This is a genomic window from Rheinheimera riviphila, from assembly GCF_004005945.1.
GTDB lineage: Bacteria > Pseudomonadota > Gammaproteobacteria > Enterobacterales > Alteromonadaceae > Pararheinheimera > Pararheinheimera riviphila.
The window spans coordinates 26297-46242 of sequence record NZ_SACS01000028.1; the positions used below are offsets into that span (position 1 = coordinate 26297).

The following is a 19946-nucleotide window of genomic DNA, read 5'->3' on the forward strand; positions in this document are numbered from 1 at the left end:
GAGCCCAGCTATGAACTATCGCGCCGGTTTTACCCTCATAGAATTGGTAGTCGTGATGTTGATAGCGGGTATTTTGGCAGTCACAGTACTGCCAAAATTTTTTAGTGTGGAAGATGAAAATCTACAAGGCCAGCGGGATCAATTGCTGGCCTTAACGCATCAGTTGCAGCTGCAAAGTATGCAGGATACTGCTAATTTAACCACGACCTGTCCCACTTTAGTCATCACCAATACAGCCGCTGGCTTTGCCGAAAACAACGCCTGTAACGCTACGGCCGGTTTTGCTCAAGACGCTGAAAATCCACAACAAATTATCTGGCAAGCCGATGCTGCGATCAGCAGTGATGTCGGACTACCGCTGTTACTGCGTTTTGACAGCTGGGGGCGGCCACAAGGTACTTGTGCCAATGGCTGCGATATACGTCTTAATCAGAACGGCATCCAGCAGCGGATTTGCATCGAGCGCAGCGGATATATCCATTTATGTTAATACCGCAGATAGCAACACCAGTTGCGCCAACAACCATCCTAAAACAAGCAGGCTTTACCTTGCTGGAACTGATTGTCGGCGTGGTGGTGCTTGGCATCGCACTTTTGATGATCAGCAGTATTTTAGGTCCGATGTATGTCCGAAGTTCCGAACCCTGGCATCAGGTGCGGGCGGCTGAACTTGGTCATAGTTTGATGAACGAAATTTTGGCGCGTAGTTTTGATGAAAACTCCAGTCGCGGCACCACTTTATTGCGCTGCAACGAAGCTGGCGCTGACAGCTGCATTGCTGCGATGCCAGCTTGTCCGGCCAATGGTATGAGCAGCGCCACCGAAGAAGCCAGTCGCGATTTATATGACGATGTCGACGATTTCCATTGTTTTCGTGGGGATGGTGCGGCGGTTAGTAATATTTTGAATGAAAATCTGGCCGACAGTTATCGCAATTATCAGGTAGCAGTATTCGTAAGCTACGCTGGTGCTGATGTGGGCTTGCCCAATCAAAGCGCTAAAAGAGTCGATATCAGCGTGATCTTACCTTCAGGCGATAACATTGCCTTTAGCAGTTACAAAGGAAACTGGTGATGCGCAGGCGGTCGCTGCCTTTGCAGCTGAAAAAAAGCCAGCTCGGTGTCACGCTGGTCGAGCTGGTGGTGGTGATCTTGCTGCTGGGGATTCTGGCGACCGGCCTCACCAGCTATCTGCGCATCGGCGCAACCATGGTGGTGGATGCCACCGCAGTCCAACAAACCTTGCAACAAAGCCGCTTTGCGCTGGAACGGGTGGTGCGGGAACTGCGCGGCGCTGTACCGAATAGCGTGCGGGTGCTGAATAGCGCCGACAATAGTATCAGCTGTGTTGAATTTACGCCCTTGGTGCAAAGTGGCGTCTACCGCGATTTACCGCTCTATCCAGATCGGCGCAACTGGATTGGTATCACTACTTTCAACAGCGGTTGGACGGTGCAAACCGGACAACGCCTTAGTGTCTATCCAACCAATTCCGACCATATTTATGATTTAGCGTGGGCGCGCACTGGCGTGGTCGCGGCAAATCAAGCTGCAATGGATGATGGCGATGGCAACGCCAATACCCGCCGGATCAGACTGGACGATATCAGTGGGCAACTGATGACCTATATTACCGAATCGCCACAAAAGCGCTTTTATCTGCTGAATAGTCCGGTGAGTTTTTGTCTGGTAGGTCAGCAACTACGCCGTTATAGCGGCTATGGTTTTAGTGTGGCGCAGCCGCTGCCACCAACGCCACCGGGCAGTTTAGGCGATGTGATTGCCACCGGACTTACCAATCAAAGCGACGAACCGGCTTTTTTACTCAACGCCGCTGTGCTTAACCGTAATGCGGTGCTGCATCTGTTCTGGCGTTTTAGTCCGGCGCGTGATGTTGGCCAGGATTTGTTTTTTAATCATGAGGTTCATATTCCGAATGTGCCTTAAAACCATGCGTGAACCAAAAGCCAGCAACGGTAGCTCCTTAGTGATGGCGCTATTTATTATTGTGTTGATGAGCGTATTGCTGCTGGCACTGGGCCGGCAACTGATTAGCTCCAGCACATCAGTCAGCATTGAAGTGCAGGGCAACCGCGCGTTTAATGCTGCGCAATCGGGTTTACAGCTAGCGCTGACACAGTTGTTTCCGCTCAACACCACAGAGAGCTGTGCCGCAGTTGCCGTGAGTTTTTCCTTTAATCAGCCGGGTTTACAAAGTTGCACGGCCACCCTCAGTTGTTCGCAGGTTACCAATCCGGATGTGCCGACCCGGCCTCTGTACCAGTTAACCAGCACCGGCAGCTGCCAGGCCGGTGATTTTAATAGCAGCCGTGTTGTGGTGATGGAGGCTTATTGATGAAAAAGCTGGCGTTCAAAGCATGGGTCATCCAGTGGCTGACCATACTGTCGTGTTGCTGGATAGGACAGGTATCAGCGCTTGGCGAAACCTGCACTGACATCTGGACCCAAGCCTTAAAATCGACTTCGACGGTGCCAGCGAAAGGCCCTTGTTTTACAACGCATGCAGATTGTTACGTCGTCACGGGCGCCACGAACCTGAACAGTCTACCGGCTAATATGACTCCGGGTGATTATTTCCTAACTGCCGGTCCTAGTATTACAAATAACACCACAGTTTCGACCACGGGTGCCACAGTGCGGATTTTCGTCAACGGCAGTTTGACTATTGAGAATAACGTCGACTTAAACTGGGGCGGTCCGCCACAAAACCTAATGCTAGTGGTCAGCGGTTCGCTCACTATCCGTAACAACGTCAGGATTAGTGGTTTTATATTAGTCGGAGGTGCAGTCGAAATAGGCAATAGCTCGAACAATGCTATTGTCGGCGGTTTGACCTCAAAAGGCCCGGTTTCTGGTGGCAATAATGCCAGTCTGACCTTCGATAGCACTGCGCTGCTCCTGCTTAAAGGCGGCGTGATCTGTAGCGGTGGCTTAACTTGTTTTAACGACGATTTTAGCGCCAGTAGTTTAAGTAGCAGCTGGGCGGTCAGCCGCAGCAACGGTACTTTTACGCCATCTATCGTCAATAACCGGTTACGGATGACCGAAAGTAACGGTAACCAATCAACCGCCGCCAGTTACCAACGGTTGTTTCCCGGTCTTGCCAATCTGGTGATTGTGGAATTTGACCAATTTGCTTATGGCCGCACCAGTGGTGAAGGCGCTGATGGCATGGCAGTGGTACTGTCGGATGCCAGTATTACGCCGCAGCCGGGCGCTTTTGGCGGTCCGTTAGGCTATGGCACGAAACCAGGTCCTCCTGTTATTCCTGGTTTTGCCGGTGGTTGGCTGGGGGTTGGGCTTGACGAATATGGTAATTATTCGGCTGAAGGTGGCGTAGGGACTCCTGGGCGACGCAGGCAAGCGGTGGTATTACGTGGTTCAGGTTCGGGCAGTAGCGGTTATCGTTATCTGGCCGGTACTTGTAGTAATGGCAACACCAGTACGAATGGCAATTGTTTGTCACCGGCTGTCGACAACAATGGCGTTTCCGGGCACCGCTACAAAGTCACCGTCGATTCCAGAGTTAGCGGTCAGGCGATGGTGAAAGTCGAGCGCAACACCGGTGGCGGTTATGAGACGTTGATTAATAGTTTTAATGCGTTGTCAGCAACTGGCCAGGCCGCAGTGCCGACTAACTTTGCCTTGTCGCTGACCGGTTCGACCGGCGGTGCCAACAATATCCACGAACTCGACAGAGTACAAATCTGCGCTTTAAAATCCGAACCGGTTGGAGAGCAGATTGACCATTTTGAATTTACCTATTCCGGCCAGGCGCTAACCTGTAAAGCCGAAACTTTTACCATCAAGGCCTGTAAAAATCCGGCTTGTACTGAGCTGGTGACAGGATCAGTCAGCGCAACTTTAACCCCGGCTTCCGGCTGGACCAGCGGTACTGGCCTCACCGGCGGCAATGTGCTGAATTTCAGTGGTGGCACGGCGACTGCGACCCTTTCAAAAACCACCGCTGGCAGTGTGGTTGTTGGCGTGAGTTCCTCGGTGCCCTCAACCAAACCTCTTAGTAGCACTTTGTGTCAGAAAGGCTCAGCAACACCGACCGCAGCAGATTGTAAGGTGCAATTTGACGAGAGTGGTTTGGTATTTTCGGTGCCAGATAAGCTGGCAGCTAAACCGGTTAGCGGCATCGTGGTGCGGGCCCTCAAAAGTGATGGCAGTCAGTCTTGTGCGCCGACTTTTGTCAGCGTCAACCGCACTGTGAAGTTCTGGTCGGAATATGTGAACCCCACAACATTAACTGCAACGCCAGCACCGGCGCGGGCGGTGACGGTAAGTCATGGTGCCACGACCAACTCAATTGGTAAGGATTTAGCTGGCAGTACGTCTTTCAACCTTAGTTTTAACGCCAGTGGTGAAGCCACCATCGGTCTGAATTATACCGATGCCGGTCAGCTGAATCTGCACGCCCAATATACCGGCAGCGCCGCGACCAATGACGCCGGGCTGGTGATGAATGGTAGAGACTTGTTTGTCAGCGCACCGGCCGGGGTTTGCATCATCACCGATACATATTGCACCACTGACAGTGTAGGTTGCCCGGTGTACAAAAAAGCCGGTGAAGCCTTTACGACCACCCTCAGCGCCCGCGCCTGGCAAAGTGACGGCGATACGAATTTTTGCGATAACACGACAACGACGCCGTCGTTTATCTTAAATGCAATTCCACTGCGGCATAGTCTGGTGGCACCGTCAGGCGGTGTCACGGGCAACTTGACGCCAACCAGTTATAACCATGTTGCACAGGCTGATGCTAACACGCTGGTGGCGACAAAAATCAGTGAAGTGGGCATTTTTAATCTGCAAGCCGGTGGAAATCTGACCTACTTGGGGATGCCGATCAATCTTGGCAGCAGTATGAATAATCCAAAGCTGGGCCGTTTTGTGCCGGACCGGTTTGAATTGGTGGAGGGGAGCATTATCAGTGGTAGTTGCAGCAGTTTTCATTATTTATCCCAACCCGCCACTGTAAACATGACTGTGAATGCTGTGAACGCGGAGGGTATTGTCACGCAAAATTACCGGCAGAATTTTGCGCTGGCAACTTCATCGCTAGTGGCGGAAAACAACAATAGTGGCACTGATTTAACCCCGCGTATTGAGCAGTTTCCGGTTGGTATGGGTTGGAACAATGGCGTGTCGATACGCAGTGCCGCGCCTTTTAAATTGCTACGCGCAGCCACAGCTGACGGACCTTTTGAGCAGGTGTTATTTGGCCTGCAATTAAAGGATAACGATGGGAATCGAAGTGAGCTGGCTGGTAAGGATCAACTGACCACTGCGGCTGGCATCTGCAGTGGTGCGGCTTGTCTTAGCAAAGTGATCCATGCTGAAACGAAATGGCGTTATGGCCGGATGCAGATTGTAAATGCGCTCGGCTCTGAGCAAAGTAATTTGCCGGTGCAGCTCAAAGCCGAATACTTTAATGGCCAGCAATTTGTGCCAAATACCCTGGATAATTGCAGCCCGGTTGCACCAGCACGCTTGCTGGTGAGCGCCGGGACAAATCCGGTGTTGACGGTGAGTGGCAACCCGAAAAACCTTAGCAACGGCAGTAGCGCAGCTTTTGATTTATTGCTGTCGCCGCCAGGTGTCGAAAGGCCCGATCCGCTGATATATCCATTGCAATATCAGCTGAGCGATTATCCATGGCTGCAGTACGATTGGAATCCCGGCGTCGCCCCGTTATTGGAAAACCCAACAGGGGAAGCGGTATTCGGCGGTTTTCGCGGCAATAACCGGCAGATCTTTTGGCGCGAGAATTAATGGTGGTGTTGGTTTCAGGAATTCGGTTTGAGGTGTGCCACATTGTGGCGCACTACCGCTGACGCGGTGAGTGACGCCCTACGGCATTTTTCTTTTAAAACAATATGTTAAAAGATTTTTAAGCGTAGGGCGTACTCGCCGAAGGCAGTACGCCGTGAAAGTCGCTGCAATTATCGACATCGACGCGGATTAAAACGCCCGCGCTGGATTTAAATCGGAACCTAAACCGTCCATCCTGGTCTTACTTTCACTTTCCCTCTCATTCGTAGCCAGACATTGTTGTATCTGGGCTACATCCTGATATGTTTCTTGGTTTAATTTTGTAAAAGTGTAAGATAGAGCTATTTTCTTGGCGCATTGTTTCTTAAAATATGCGCACAATTTTTGTCGTGTTGTGTGTAGACCCAGGCTGGTGGCTTTGAGGTGCACGTGACCGTAGTAGGCGCCCCATAAAGTAGGATTAACTCTGTTCATGTTAAAAAAATTACGCGGTTTATTTTCAAACGATTTATCCATCGATCTGGGTACAGCCAACACACTGATTTATGTTAAAGACCAAGGCATCGTGCTGAATGAACCTTCAGTCGTCGCCATCCGCCAGGAACGTGCTGGTGGTCCAAAAAGCGTTGCCGCTGTAGGCCACGCAGCCAAGCGGATGTTAGGCCGCACCCCTGGCAATATTAAAGCCATTCGTCCAATGAAAGACGGCGTGATCGCCGACTTCTACGTTACCGAAAAAATGCTGCAGCATTTTATCAAACAAGCCCACAGCAATAGTTTCCTGCGTCCAAGCCCAAGAGTATTGGTCTGTGTGCCTTGCGGTTCTACCCAGGTAGAACGCCGCGCCATTCGTGAATCAGCCCAGGGTGCAGGTGCCCGCGAAGTGTACTTAATCGACGAGCCAATGGCCGCAGCTATCGGTGCTGGTTTACCAGTGTCAGAAGCGACCGGTTCCATGGTGGTGGATATCGGCGGTGGTACCACTGAAGTGGCCATCATCTCGTTAAACGGCGTGGTGTATTCGTCTTCGGTGCGGATCGGTGGCGACAAATTTGATGATGCCATCATCAACTACATTCGTCGTAACTACGGCATCCTGATTGGTGAAGCGACTGCTGAGCGGATCAAAACCGAAATCGGTTCTGCTTACCCAAGTGATGAAATCCTCGAAATTGAAGTACGCGGCCGCAACCTGGCGGAAGGTGTGCCTCGTAGTTTCACCATGACCAGCAACGAAATTCTAGAAGCCCTGCAAGAGCCATTAGCCGGTATCGTGTCGGCGGTGATGGTGGCGCTGGAACAATCTCCACCAGAGCTGGCGTCAGATATTTCTGAACGTGGCATGGTGCTGACCGGTGGTGGCGCGTTACTGCGTGATTTAGACCGACTGCTGATGGAAGAAACCGGTATTCCGGTGGTGGTTGCTGATGATCCGCTGACCTGTGTTGCTCGTGGCGGTGGTAAAGCACTGGAAATGATCGACGTGCACGGCGGCGATGTGTTCAGTTACGACTAACTGACACTGAGCGCCTGTTCCCGCCATGAAACCTTTTTTTGATCGTGGCCCCTCACTGCCGTTGCGGTTATTTATCGCACTGTTGTGCAGTGTCGGGCTGATTACCCTCGACCATTACACCGACAGCTCTGTGCAATTGCGCTCTTATCTGACCGCAACTGTTAGTCCGTTATTCTATTTGGCGAATATGCCGCAGGATATGGTGTTTGGCGCGTCCGAGCAGTTTATGTCGCAGCAAAAGCTGATCGAAGAAAACAGCCGCTTAAAAGACACGCTGCTGTTACAAAATGGTCAGTTACAACGGTTGCAGTTTCTGCAGCAGGAAAATGACAAACTGCGTGCTTTACTCGGCACCAGTCCGGTCACCGAAGGTCAGCGGCTGATTGCTGAAGTCCTCGCCGTGTACAGCCATCCGTTTAGTCATCAGATTGTGCTGAATAAAGGCTCCAAAGACGGTGTCACCAACGGCCAGCCGATTATCGATGATTTGGGCGTGTTAGGTCAGGTGGTCAGTGTCGGGCCTTCCAGTAGCCGCGCTTTGTTAATCGCCGATAACACCCATGCCATGTCGGTGCGGGTTGAGCGCACCGGGTTAAGCGCAGTGGCCGAAGGTATTGGTCAGTCTGATGCGTTGCGGCTGATTCATTTACCGCACAGTACCGATGTGGAAGTGGGTGATCGTTTGTTAACCTCAGGCCTCGATGGCGTGTTCCCGGAAGGGTACCCGGTGGCTCGGATCATTAAAGTGCAGCGTGATGCGCGGCAACCGTTTTTACAGGTGCTGGCCGAGCCTTATGCCAAGCTGGATCGCATTCGTTATGCGTTACTGGTGTGGCCGCACCAAGGCACCAGTCAGATTGACCCGAAAATTCTTGAAGAAATGACCCCACCTGAGCAAGGACAGGACTGATGCAAAATTCCTGGCGCTTTTTATATATCCATCTGACGCTGCTGTTAGCGCTGCTACTGAACGTGATGCCATTGCCTGCGGCAGTCAAACTATTCCGGCCTGATTGGCCCTTGCTGGTGCTCTGTTATTGGGTGTTGGCGCTGCCACATCGCACCAATATTGGCACCGCTTTTGTGCTGGGGTTTCTGGTGGATGTGATGGTCGGCACTGTGCTTGGCGTCAATGCGCTGGGCTATTCAGTGATTTGCTTTGTTGTTGCCGCTAACCATCTGAAAATTCGTAACTTTTCTGTATTGCAGCAAAGCCTGCTGGTTGGATTATTACTGGCGTTGTATCACCTGGTGGTGTTCTGGCTCAGCCACTTTCTGACCGGGGTTTATTTCCGCGCTGCTTATTTGTGGCCGGTGCTGACGGGCATGATAGTATGGCCTTACATCTTCTGGTTTTTGCGTCGTACCAGGCGTCAATTTAAAATACAGTGATTGATCATCCGCATATGCAAAAAATAGCTCTGGCTTCTGCCTCTCCCCGCCGTCGTGAATTATTAGCCCAATTGGCTGTCAACTTTGAATTGGTGAAAGCTGAGGTTGATGAAACGCAGCTGCCGGGTGAAATCGCCACCGACTATGTGTTGCGGTTGGCGATTAGCAAGGCGCGGGCTGGTTTTCAGGTGCAAACCCAGACCGCCACTGAGGTTTTACCGGTACTGGGTGCAGACACCATAGTCGTCGTTGACGGTGAAGTGCTCGGCAAACCAACAGATCAAGCAGATTTTCTGCGGATGATGCGCTTATTAAGCGGCCGGCAACATCAGGTGTACACCGCCATTGCGTTGGTGAGTGGCGATCTGGTCAATGGCGAACTGGTCACTGGCGAAAGAGTACTGTCCGACACGGTGAAAACCGAGGTTTGGTTTAGCGCGCTGACCGAAGCGCAGATGCTGGATTACTGGCGCAGCGGCGAACCGGCCGACAAAGCCGGTGGTTATGGCATTCAGGGGCTGGCCAGTCGATTTATTCCGAAAATTGCCGGCAGTTATTTTGCAGTGGTCGGTTTACCACTATATGAAACAGATCAGTTACTGCAACAGCTGTAAGGATTGTTATGAGTGCCGAATTACTGCTGAACGTCACCCCAAGCGAAACCCGGGTCGCGCTGATTGAAAATGGTGTCTTGCAGGAAGTCCATATTGAGCGCCAGGCCAAACATGGGTTGGTCGGCAATATCTACATCGGCAAGATCAGCCGGGTATTGCCAGGGATGCAAGCCGCTTTTGTCGACATTGGTCTGGATAAAGCGGCTTTTTTACATGCGTCCGACATCGTCCAGCGGGATGCCAACGACATCGAAGTGAAAGTCAGTGCGGTGAAAGACATCCGCTTGCTGGTGCACGAAGGCCAGTTTTTATTGGTACAGGTGGTGAAAGACCCGCTCGGTACCAAAGGCGCCAGACTGACCACCGATATCACCCTGCCGTCACGTTATTTAGTTTTTATGCCGGGTTCGCCACATGTCGGCGTGTCGCAGCGCATTGAAAGCGCAGAAGAGCGCCAGCGCTTAAAAGATATCGTCAGCCGTTGCCTGGATGATGAAAATGGCGGATTTATCATCCGCACCGCCGCTGATGGCGCTTGTGAAATCGAGCTGGAACAAGACGCGCGTTTTTTGAAAAAGCTCTGGACCAAAATTCAAAAACGCCGGCAAAAACATCGCAAAGAAGCAATGTTGTATGAAGATTTAACCCTGGCCTTTCGTATTCTGCGCGATTTTGTCGGCAGCGATTTAGAGCGTGTACGCATCGATTCCAAACTGACCTATCAGGCGCTGCACGCTTTTACCGAAGAATTTGTACCGGAAATGACTGCCAAGCTGGAATATTATCCGGGCGAACGGCCGGTATTTGATTTGTTTGATGTGGAAAACGAAATTCAGCGGGCGCTGGATCGTAAAGTACCGCTCAAAAGCGGCGGCTATCTGATCATCGATCAGACCGAAGCCATGACCACCATCGACGTTAACACCGGCGCTTTTGTCGGTCATCGCAATCTCGAAGAAACCATTTTTAATACCAACACCGAAGCCACCCAAGCCATTGCCCGGCAGCTTCGACTGCGTAATTTAGGCGGTATTATCATTATCGATTTTATCGACATGCAAAGCAGCGAACATCAAAAACGGGTGTTACACAGCCTGGAAGTGGCGCTGGCGCGGGATAAAACCAAAACCAATATTCATGGCTTTTCGGCGCTGGGTTTAGTCGAAATGACCCGTAAACGCACCCGCGAAAGTCTGGAGCATGTACTCTGTACCGAATGTGTGGTGTGTGCTGGCCGCGGCACTTTAAAAACCGTTGAAACCGTCTGTTTTGAAATTCTGCGCGAAATTGTCAGGGTCAACCGGGCTTATGCCGCGGATAAGTTTACCGTGTACGCTTCGCCTGCCGTCAAGGATGCGTTAATCAACGACGAATACCATAGTATGGCGGAGCTGGAAGTGTTTATCGGCAAGCAAATCAGTGTGGTGATTGAGCCGCAATACACGCAGGAACAATTTGATGTGGTGATGATGTAGTGCAAAAGCTGAAGCGGGCCTGGTACTTCTGCCTGCACAAAACCTGGCTGCTGCTGGCGGTCAGTATTGTGATCCTCGCAACTGTGGTGACTTTGCTGCGGTTCGGCTTGCCTTATGCACAAGGTTATAAATCCAATATCGAACATCTCATCGCTGAGAACTACGGCGCTAAAGTGCAGATTGGCCAACTGAGTGCCGGCTGGCAAAGCACCGGTCCGGCGTTATTGCTGCAGCAGGTGGAAGTCAAAAACGAGCAAGGCGAAGCGCTGCTGCAAGTGGCCGAAACCCGGGTGCGGATTGACTTCTGGGGTAGCCTGCGAAGTTTACAACTCAAAGCCGAACACTTTGAACTCAGTGGCCTGAAATATCAGCTCGATAGCCGGCAACTGCTGCAAAGCAACGACACTGCCAATCAAGATGCCGAACCTTTGCTCTCGGCCGTTGAGCAACTGCTGTTTCAACAACTGAAAAACTTCACCCTGGTCGACAGTGAACTGACGCTGCAAAGCCAATACACCCCCGATATTGTGATCCGAATTTCCAAACTGGCCTGGCGCAATGAAGGCTCGCGCCATCAGGGTTCCGGTGAAGTGGCGATTGCCGGCATTACCACCAATACCAGTGCCTTTATCATTGATTTACATGGCGATTCATTAGCAAAAAGCAAAGGCCAGTTGTATTTATCCAGTCAGGAATTGGATGTATTGCCCTGGTTTGAAACGCTGGTACCGCAAAGTAAAAAGCTGGAACGTGCTGACATTAACTTTCAAGCCTGGGGCGATATTGCCAACGGTACCTTGCAACAAATTCAAATCGCACTGGCGCAAAACCGCTTGGTCTGGCAACAAGGGGGTAAAACCCGGCAACTGACACTGGGGCAAGGTCAATTGTTATGGCGGCCGAATGACGCCGGTTGGGCGCTGAATTCGTCGGCACTGACCCTGAGTAGTGGCGGCCAGAGTTTCAACGATTTGCAATTGCAGTTATCCAGTCAACAAGGGGTGTACAGCGGCGCGCTACAACAATTCCAGCTGGCAGCGATGGTGCCGTTAGCGCAATTACTGGCTGAAGATTCGCAAGCGCTGCAATCCATTTTGGCATTTAAAGCCGATGCCAGGTTGACGCAAATGGCACTGCGCTTGTCTGAGCAAGATTGGTACCTCAGCGGCGATTTTATTGATTTATCCTCGGTGCCGGTCGGTGATGTGCCGGGGCTACAAAATCTGACCGGCCGCTTTAGCGCCAGCCGCGACTATATCCGGCTGGATTTGCTCGGCCAGGACGGTGCGCTGCGCTGGGGCGACGCGTTCAGCCGTGATACCGCATATCAAACCTTATCCGGCCAACTCGAAGTGGTGCAGCAGGACGGCCAATGGCGTCTGCAAATTCCGCGGCTGGCACTGCGTCATCCGGCGCTGCAATTAGACGCAGAGCTGGTACTGAATTTTGGTGACAAGCCTGGCATGACCTTACTCGGCGAATTGCGCCAGGTACCGGTCACCGACGCGCAGCATTATTTCCCAACCCGCCATATGCCAAAATCGGTGATTGATTATCTGACGCCAGCGTTACTCAGCGGTACGGTGCCGTCGGCGCGGGTGTTGTGGCAAGGCCAGTTTGCTGATTTCCCCTATCGCGCTGGTCAAGGCAAGTTTCAGGCGTTGGCGCTGGTTGATGATGCCGGTTTTAGCTTTGACCCGAACTGGCCTAGCATTAGTGGCATGAAAGCGGAATTGTTGTTTGAAAACGCCGGTATGTTAATTCAAAGCCAGGCTGGGACGCTGTTTGACGTGCCGTTGCAGGATGGCGTCACGGCATCGATCCCGGATTTATTTCAAGCCGACGATTTATGGATTGATATCAAAACTCAAACCCGCGCTGAGTTAGTCACCGGCTTAATGCTGGCATCGCCGCTCAGCGATTCAGTGGGCGCGACGCTGGATTATCTTGGTGTTGATGGGCTCGTGGATGCTAAAGTGCAGCTGCAAATCAGCCTGAAAGATAAGCCGCAAGCTGTTGAAGTTGCAGCTGTTGAGGTCGCTGATAGCGAAGTTGCTGACGGCGAAGCGGAAGCTAAGGCCAAAAAAGATCCGGTGATTGCCCGTGGCGACGTCGACTTTTTTGCCAATAACCTCAATATTAAAGCGCCAGCAGTTGCGGTAGAGCAGTTGGAAGGGCGGCTTAGTTTTATCAACGATAAAATCAACGCCGAGCAATTAAAGCTAGTGAGTTATGGCGTGCCGCTTTTGGCGACACTGAAAGGTGAACAACAGCCAGGCCACTATCAGGTGGAATTGCAGGCCAAAGGTGAACATGGCACTGATCAATTACTTGGGCTCATTAGTGAAGACTGGCGCGAATTAGGGCAGGGTAATGCTAACTTTGACTGGCAGCTTTCTATCCAATTACCAGACAACGGTTTTAACTATCAGTCGACCGTGCTGATTGATTTAGCCGCCGCCGAGCTGAAGTTACCGGCCCCTTATGGTAAAACTGCTGCTGATGGCGCCACCGTGTTACTCGAAGCAAAGGGCGATCAACAAGGTTCTGATTTGCAGTTAAAATACGGTGACCAACTGCGTTTTCTGGCCCGGTTAAATCAGGAAACCGGCCTGATTAGTCAGGCGCTACTGAGTTTAGGCCAGCCAAGTGCGCAGCTTGCCGATGGTTTTCAGATTGAACTCGATTTACCCCAAGCCGACTTTGTGCCCTGGTTGAGCCTGGTACAAAGCCAGATGACGGCACCTGGCCCGGCAGAAAATGCGGTATTCCCGCCGCTGCAGCAGATCCGGGCCAAAGTTGCTGCGCTGCATTTGTTCGACGATGTATCCTTGCATGATGCCACTTTAACTCTGCAGCCCCAGACCGATCACTGGTCAATGCGCCTTGACGCCGTCGAAGCGGCCGGTGATCTGCAGCTGTTTCATGATTTAGCGCAGCAGGGTATCAAAGCGCAATTAGAACGGCTGCAGCTGGTGTTTGCCGATCAACAAGCGGAAGAGCTGGCGGCGGCAGAGCTAAAAGCGCAGTTATTGCTGGATCCGGACAATACCGAAAAACCCGATTACGCCAAACTGGAAGCCGAAGCTTTTGCTGCTTTGCAGCCGATGCCCTGGCTCGGTGATTTGCCGCCGTTAAATGTCAGCTGTGCCAAGTGCACCATCGGTCATTTTCAACTGGGGAAAGTGCAGCTTCGCAGCACAAGTGATGGCGCCAGCTGGCAGCTGACCGAATTTAGCAGTGTCTACCAAGGGCATCGTTGGAACGTCAGTGGCCAGTGGCAGGCTGATGACGCTTTAGGCCAGACCACACTGACCGGCACTTTGACCAGCCCGGCATTTGGCCAGTTGCTGAGTGAATACGATGTCAGCAGCAGTTTAAGTGGTGGCAAAGCCACGATTAAATTCAAAGATTTACAGTGGCAAGGCGCACCGTTTCAATTCAACTGGCAGACGTTAAACGGCAATGTGAATTGGTTATTGGGCGATGGATCCTTGTCAGAGGTCAGTGATGGCGGCGCGCGGATATTTTCGTTGTTAAGCTTGGATTCGCTGATCAGAAAGTTGCGACTGGATTTTCGCGATGTGTTTTCGAAAGGCTTTTTCTTTAGCAAAATGACCGGTGATATGCAGCTGACCGATGGTGTTTCCCAAACCCGCAACGCCCAGGTGCTTGGCGCGGCCGGTGATATCGAGATGCAAGGCATTGCCGATTTAAAAGCCAAACAACTTGATTACCAGATGAATTTCAGCCCCAAAGTCACCTCCAGTATTCCGGTGATTTTGGCCTGGATGGTCAATCCGGTTTCTGGTGTCGCCGCTTATGCGCTGGATGAAATGTTCCAGTCAGCGGAGGTGATTTCGAAAATCAACTTTACCGTGACCGGCGATTTAGATAACCCGGTGGTGACTGAAGTGAAACGCGACAGTAAAAAGGTGCCGTTGCCCAAAGCACCTTTGCCAGAAGCACAAATGCCAGCGGGTGTAGTGCCTTTAGTTCCGCCAACAGTCGACCCAGCCGCGCCGGATAAACCTATTCCACTGCGCCAGGATGAATTGCCGGTGGATCGGATTTACCCTGAGGCTAAGCCGATAGATGATACGGAAAAGCCGGTAGACCCAAAGGCGAAGCCGATTGAAGAAGTTGCGAAGCCGATTGAAGAAGCAGCAAAGCCAATTGATCACGCAGCATTTTCAGTCGTGAATAGCAGGAGCCAGCCATGATCCAGCAACAACCCTGGCGTTTGATCGCCCTGCAACTGAACAGCCAGCCGGACGTCGCGACTAATCTCGCTGCCATTGCGCAGTTGCTGGGGCAATTGCCGGATAATAGTGATCAACGCCCGCAGCTGGTGGTGTTACCGGAAGGCGCTTTATGTTTTGCCGGTGGCGAAGATGCGAATTTGCAGCTACAGGAACCACTAGGTTTGCAGGATGAAACCGCACAGCCGGTGCAGTTTCAGCTCAGTGCTTTAGCCAAAAAGTTTGGTATTTATCTGCTGGTGGGGACTTTTCCGACGACCACTTCCGATCCAAAACGCTTTGCTGCCAGTAGTTTATTGTTCTCGCCACAAGGCGAATTAATTGCCGATTATCAGAAAATCCATTTATTTGATGCGCTGATTAGCGACGGCACTGGTCAGTATCTGGAATCGGCGAGAACCATGCCGGGTAAAAAAATCACGCTCGCTGAGCTTGGTGCTGACCAAGAACTGAAGTTGGGCATGGCTGTGTGTTACGACATGCGCTTTCCTGGTTTATTTCAGGCCTTGGCCAGGCGTGGTATGAACGTGCTGGCGTTGCCTTCGGCCTTTACCACAGTGACGGGCGACGCGCATTGGCATACACTGCTGCGAGCACGTGCCATTGAAACCCAGAGTTTTGTGATAGCGCCGGCGCAAACCGGTCGTCACCAGAATGGCCGTGAAACATATGGCCATAGTTTAATTATTGACCCCTGGGGCCGGATTTTAGCCGATGCCGGTACCGCGCCAGGGTTGATTTACGCCGACATCGATCTGATGCAGGCCAGCGAATTACGCGAGCGGATGCCGCTTTTGCACCATAACCGTTTTTTAAGTGAGTTTTTATGACCAGCACGCTGAATAACCCCACCCCAAATGCTTTAACGATGAAAACTGTTGAGCAAAACCTGATCAGCGCCAGCGATTTAACTTCCGCTGATTTAAACCAGACTTTGAGTTATTTATTCCAGCATCAGCTTGATTACGCTGATTTATATTTCCAGTCCAGCGTGCATGAGTCCTGGGTATTGGAAGATGGCTTGGTGAAAGAAGGCTCTTTTAATATCGAACGTGGTGTGGGCGTGCGGGCGATCAGCGGTGAAAAAACCGGTTTTGCTTATGCCGATGATATTTCGGCCGCTGCGTTGCAACAAGCCGCCAGTGCGGCGCGTGGGATTGCCGCTGCCGGTCAGCAAGGTCAGGTGCAAGCCTTTAAAAAAACCGGCAATAGCCAGATTTACCTGCCATGCGAGCCGCTGCAAAGCTTGGATAACACCGACAAAGTAGCGTTATTGCATCAGATGGAAGCCTTTATCCGCAGCCTCGATGCCAAAGCCGAGCAGGTGATGGTGAGCTTGTCCGGTGTCTATGAAGAAGTGTTGGTCGCGGCTAGCGATGGTACTTTTGCTTCAGATATACGGCCGTTAGTGCGGCTGAACTGTTCGGCACTTTTAAATGATAACGGCCGCCGCGAACGTGGGAGCGCTGGTGGTGGTGGTCGTACCGATTACAGCTTTTTCTCTGAATTGGTCAATGGCGAACCACGCTGGATGGGTTATGCCCGTGAAGCAGTGCGTCAGGCGCAAGTAAATTTAATCGCGGTCGACGCACCAGCAGGCATGATGCCGGTGGTGTTAGGCTCGGGCTGGCCCGGCGTGTTGTTGCACGAAGCGGTTGGTCATGGTCTGGAAGGTGATTTTAACCGCAAAGGCGCTTCGACATTCTCGGGGCGGATTGGCGAGCAAGTGGCATCGAAATATTGCACCATTGTCGATGACGGTACGCTGATGCATCGCCGTGGCTCGTTAAATATCGACGATGAAGGCACGGTCAGTCAGCACAACGTATTGATCGAAAAAGGTATTCTCAAAGGTTACATTCAGGACAAGCACAACGCGATGTTGATGAATGTAGCGCCGACCGGCAACGGCCGTCGCGAATCTTTCGCCCATTTACCGATGCCGCGGATGACCAACACTTATATGCTGGCTGGCGATTACGCGCCGGAAGAAATTATCGCTTCGGTGAAAAAAGGCATTTATGCGCCGAACTTTGGTGGTGGCCAGGTCGATATCACCAGCGGCAAGTTTGTGTTCTCGGCCTCAGAAGCGTATCTGATTGAAGATGGCAAAATCACCACGCCGATCAAAGGCGCAACACTTATCGGCAACGGCCCAGAAGCGATGCAACAAGTATCGATGGTCGGCAACGACTTAGCGCTGGATACCGGTGTTGGCGTCTGCGGCAAACAAGGCCAAAGCCTGCCGGTCGGCGTTGGCCAGCCCACGTTAAAGCTCGATGGCATGACGGTAGGTGGTACGGCTTAATCTCAATTGTTAATTAGGGGGGCAGGGTCAATTGTTAACAATTGACTCCGACCCACAATTAACATCCAACCCGCTAAACCCCCGCACCACGGCATCTGCCGCCAAGTTTTGCCTAAACCAGCTAATTCGCACATAATAGCCCGACTATAAAAACGCTGAGACTTTATGCATCTCGCTGCCAGCCACCCTTAGGCTGAACCTACCACGAGAACTGAACTGACTTATGTTACAAAATCTGCTGAACAAACGCCGGTTAGCGGCCTTACCCCGAACTGTGATTGAAGCGCCTGCGGTGCAGGTGTTGTGTCACGCGACGGAATATAAAGAGCGGCTGTTAAGTCTGATTGCCACAGCCCGGCAACGCATCATCATCACGGCGCTGTATTTACAGGCGGACGAAGCCGGTGAACAAATTCTGCGGGCGCTTTATGTGGCCAAACAGCAAAATCCAGCGCTGCAAGTGATTGTTTATGTAGATTTTCATCGCGCCCGTCGTGGCCTGATTGGCCAGGCTGGCGGTCGCACCAATGCCGATTTTTACCGCGCTATCGCCGCGGAATATCCGGAACAAATTCAAATTTTTGGCGTGCCGGTGAAAAAGCGCGAGCTGTTTGGCGTGCTGCATTTAAAAGGTTTTGTGTTTGACGATACGCTGTTTTATAGCGGTGCTTCGCTGAACAATATCTATCTGGCCGAACAACAACGCTATCGCGCCGACCGTTATCTGCAAATTGACAATAAAGCGCTGGCCGATGCCTTTGCTGCCGGTCATCAACAAGTGTTGGGGGACGTGGAAGTGGTGCAAAGTCTGCTGGCCGATGAGCAGCAGATAGCGCAGGCGTATAAAGCTACTCACCGCAGCTGGCTGAAACAAGCCAGACTGAGTCGTTATCCGTTGGCGCATCAGGGGCAGGGCGGCGCGTTGACCGCTTCGTTACTGATGGGCATGGGACGGCTGAATAATCAGTTGAATCAAAGTATTCTGGCGCTGCTCGCCATGGCAGAACGGGATGTGTTGATTTACACGCCGTATTTTAATCCACCACCGATTTTGGCCAAGGCGCTGCGTAAATGTTTAAAGCGCGGCGTGAAAGTGACGATTGTGGTCGGAGATAAAACCGCCAACGATTTTTATATCCCGCCTGGGCAGAAATTTAGCCGCATCGGTGGGTTACCGTATTTATACGAAACGATTTTGCGTAAATTTGTGAAATCAAATCAAAACTTTATCGACGACGGATTGCTGAATATCCGGCTGTGGCGTCATGCCGACAACAGCTATCACCTGAAAGGTTTGTCGGTCGATGGCCGCCGCCATTTATTTACCGGCCACAATTTTAACCCACGGGCTTTTGCGCTGGATTTTGAAAATGGCATTCTGGTTGATGATGAGCTGGGCCAATTGCAAGCGCAGTTGCAGGTCGAGCAAACCCAAATTTTTGCCAACACCAAAAAAGTTGACCATTTTACCGAAATTGAGATGGTGCGGGATTATCCGGAGCAAGTCAGAAAATTGCTGGGGAAAATCAAAGGGGTTGGTGTGGCTTTGGTGGTGAAACGGCTGATTTAGTCAGTTGTTTGTTGCTAGTGGTTGGAAGTCGGGAGCAGGGAGTCAGCAATGCGGTTAGCTTTATATCAGGTCGATGCGTTTACCAACCAACGATTTCGCGGCAATGCGGCTGCAGTGGTGCCGTTAGCAAGCTGGCTGGACGATGCGCTAATGCTGCAAATTGCCCAGGAAAATAACCTATCCGAAACTGCATTCTTGCTGGAACTGGCGCCAGGCCACTATCACATCCGTTGGTTTTCACCGCTGACCGAAATCGATTTTTGTGGCCATGCTACGCTGGCTTCGGCCTATGTGATTTTTATGCTGCAGCCGGAACTGCCGGAAATTCGTTTTAGTACCGGTGCTGTCGGCGATCTTACTGTCAGCAGAACCGGCGATTGGCTGCAAATGAGTTTCCCCAAACGGCTGGCTTTACCAGTTTCCGAAGTTCCGCCCGCTTTATTGCAAGGGCTTGGTGCCGCGCCGCTGCAAGTGTTACGTAGTGATCAGGCCTGGTTTGCCATTTATGCTGATGCCGCCACAGTCGTTGCGTTAACGCCGGATATGCAGCAGTTAAAACAGCTCGGGCCCTGGGATGTGGTCGTCACCGCGCCGGGTGCGGGTTTTGTTCCTGCTGGGCAAGATGTCGAACATCAGGCGAGCCAATACGATTTTATCGGCCGCTACTTTTGGCCTGCCAACGGCGGCGACGAAGATCCGGTCACCGGCTCCATCCATGCCGGTTTAGCGCCGTATTGGGCGGGGCACTTAGGTAAAAACCAGTTATTGGCTTATCAGGCATCCACACGCGGTGGTGTGCTTCGGTTGGAAATCAGCGGTGAGCGGGTGTTGGTATCTGGGCAAGTGGTGTTGTATCTCAAGGGCGAAATTGAGGTTGGTTAGTGTTATACCGATGGCGCCATGCGGCGTACTACCGCTGTCGCGGTGAGTAACACCATGCGGCGTACTACCGCTATCGCTGTGAGTAGCACCATACGGCGTACTACCGCTAACGCGGTGAGTAGCGCC

The 19946-nt window shown here is 51.9% G+C and carries 15 protein-coding genes; all 15 read left to right on the plus strand.

The window, feature by feature from the left end; genetic code table 11:
* Positions 1-10: 10 nt before the first annotated feature.
* The 15 genes from EOE67_RS21035 to EOE67_RS18575 all read left to right on the plus strand — a co-directional run bounded on the left by EOE67_RS21035 (position 11) and on the right by EOE67_RS18575 (position 19820).
* Positions 11-490, plus strand: coding sequence for a type II secretion system protein (locus tag EOE67_RS21035; RefSeq protein WP_127700815.1), 480 nt, complete (start codon positions 11-13; stop codon positions 488-490).
* Positions 484-1074 carry a type IV pilus modification PilV family protein gene (locus EOE67_RS18510; RefSeq protein ID WP_127700817.1) on the plus strand — a complete coding sequence of 197 codons (591 nt, stop codon included), beginning with the start codon at positions 484-486 and terminating at the stop codon, positions 1072-1074. Before EOE67_RS21035 ends, EOE67_RS18510 begins: the two co-directional genes overlap by 7 nt.
* Entirely contained in the window at positions 1074-1946 is an 873-nt protein-coding gene (locus tag EOE67_RS18515; RefSeq protein ID WP_127700819.1) for a prepilin-type N-terminal cleavage/methylation domain-containing protein, read from the plus strand. The genes EOE67_RS18510 and EOE67_RS18515 overlap by 1 nt, the downstream gene beginning before the upstream one ends.
* A 4-nt stretch (positions 1947-1950) precedes the next feature.
* Positions 1951-2355: a type II secretory pathway component gene (locus tag EOE67_RS18520; protein WP_127700821.1), complete on the plus strand. Its 405-nt coding sequence runs from the start codon at positions 1951-1953 to the stop codon at positions 2353-2355.
* Positions 2355-5801: a DUF6701 domain-containing protein gene (locus EOE67_RS18525; protein ID WP_127700823.1), complete on the plus strand. Its 3447-nt coding sequence runs from the start codon at positions 2355-2357 to the stop codon at positions 5799-5801. Before EOE67_RS18520 ends, EOE67_RS18525 begins: the two co-directional genes overlap by 1 nt.
* A 472-nt stretch (positions 5802-6273) precedes the next feature.
* Positions 6274-7317, plus strand: a complete 1044-nt coding sequence (locus EOE67_RS18530) for a rod shape-determining protein (protein WP_068062256.1) — start codon at positions 6274-6276, stop codon at positions 7315-7317.
* A gap of 25 nt (positions 7318-7342) precedes the next feature.
* Positions 7343-8227 carry a rod shape-determining protein MreC gene (mreC, locus tag EOE67_RS18535; protein ID WP_127700825.1) on the plus strand — a complete coding sequence of 295 codons (885 nt, stop codon included), beginning with the start codon at positions 7343-7345 and terminating at the stop codon, positions 8225-8227.
* Positions 8227-8709, plus strand: a complete 483-nt coding sequence (gene mreD, locus EOE67_RS18540; protein ID WP_127700827.1) for a rod shape-determining protein MreD — start codon at positions 8227-8229, stop codon at positions 8707-8709. Before mreC ends, mreD begins: the two co-directional genes overlap by 1 nt.
* A 14-nt stretch (positions 8710-8723) precedes the next feature.
* The gene (locus tag EOE67_RS18545) at positions 8724-9323 is read left to right on the plus strand and encodes a Maf family protein (protein WP_127700829.1); all 600 of its coding nucleotides are present in this window, start codon (positions 8724-8726) and stop codon (positions 9321-9323) included.
* Between the two features lie 8 nt (positions 9324-9331).
* The gene (gene rng / locus EOE67_RS18550) at positions 9332-10798 is read left to right on the plus strand and encodes a ribonuclease G (protein WP_127700831.1); all 1467 of its coding nucleotides are present in this window, start codon (positions 9332-9334) and stop codon (positions 10796-10798) included.
* Positions 10798-15021: a YhdP family protein gene (locus tag EOE67_RS18555; RefSeq protein WP_127700833.1), complete on the plus strand. Its 4224-nt coding sequence runs from the start codon at positions 10798-10800 to the stop codon at positions 15019-15021. Before rng ends, EOE67_RS18555 begins: the two co-directional genes overlap by 1 nt.
* A complete protein-coding gene (locus EOE67_RS18560) occupies positions 15018-15890 on the plus strand; it encodes a carbon-nitrogen hydrolase family protein (protein ID WP_127700835.1) in 873 nt (290 codons plus the stop codon). Before EOE67_RS18555 ends, EOE67_RS18560 begins: the two co-directional genes overlap by 4 nt.
* A 38-nt stretch (positions 15891-15928) precedes the next feature.
* Positions 15929-17368: a metalloprotease TldD gene (gene tldD, locus EOE67_RS18565; RefSeq protein WP_127700851.1), complete on the plus strand. Its 1440-nt coding sequence runs from the start codon at positions 15929-15931 to the stop codon at positions 17366-17368.
* Positions 17369-17591: 223 nt separating this feature from the next.
* Positions 17592-18938 (plus strand): CDP-diacylglycerol--serine O-phosphatidyltransferase, encoded by a 1347-nt coding sequence (gene pssA / locus EOE67_RS18570; RefSeq protein WP_127700837.1) that lies wholly within the window; start codon positions 17592-17594, stop codon positions 18936-18938.
* A gap of 48 nt (positions 18939-18986) precedes the next feature.
* On the plus strand, positions 18987-19820 hold the full coding sequence (locus EOE67_RS18575; protein ID WP_127700839.1) for a PhzF family phenazine biosynthesis protein: 834 nt from the start codon (positions 18987-18989) through the stop codon (positions 19818-19820).
* Positions 19821-19946: the final 126 nt, after the last annotated feature.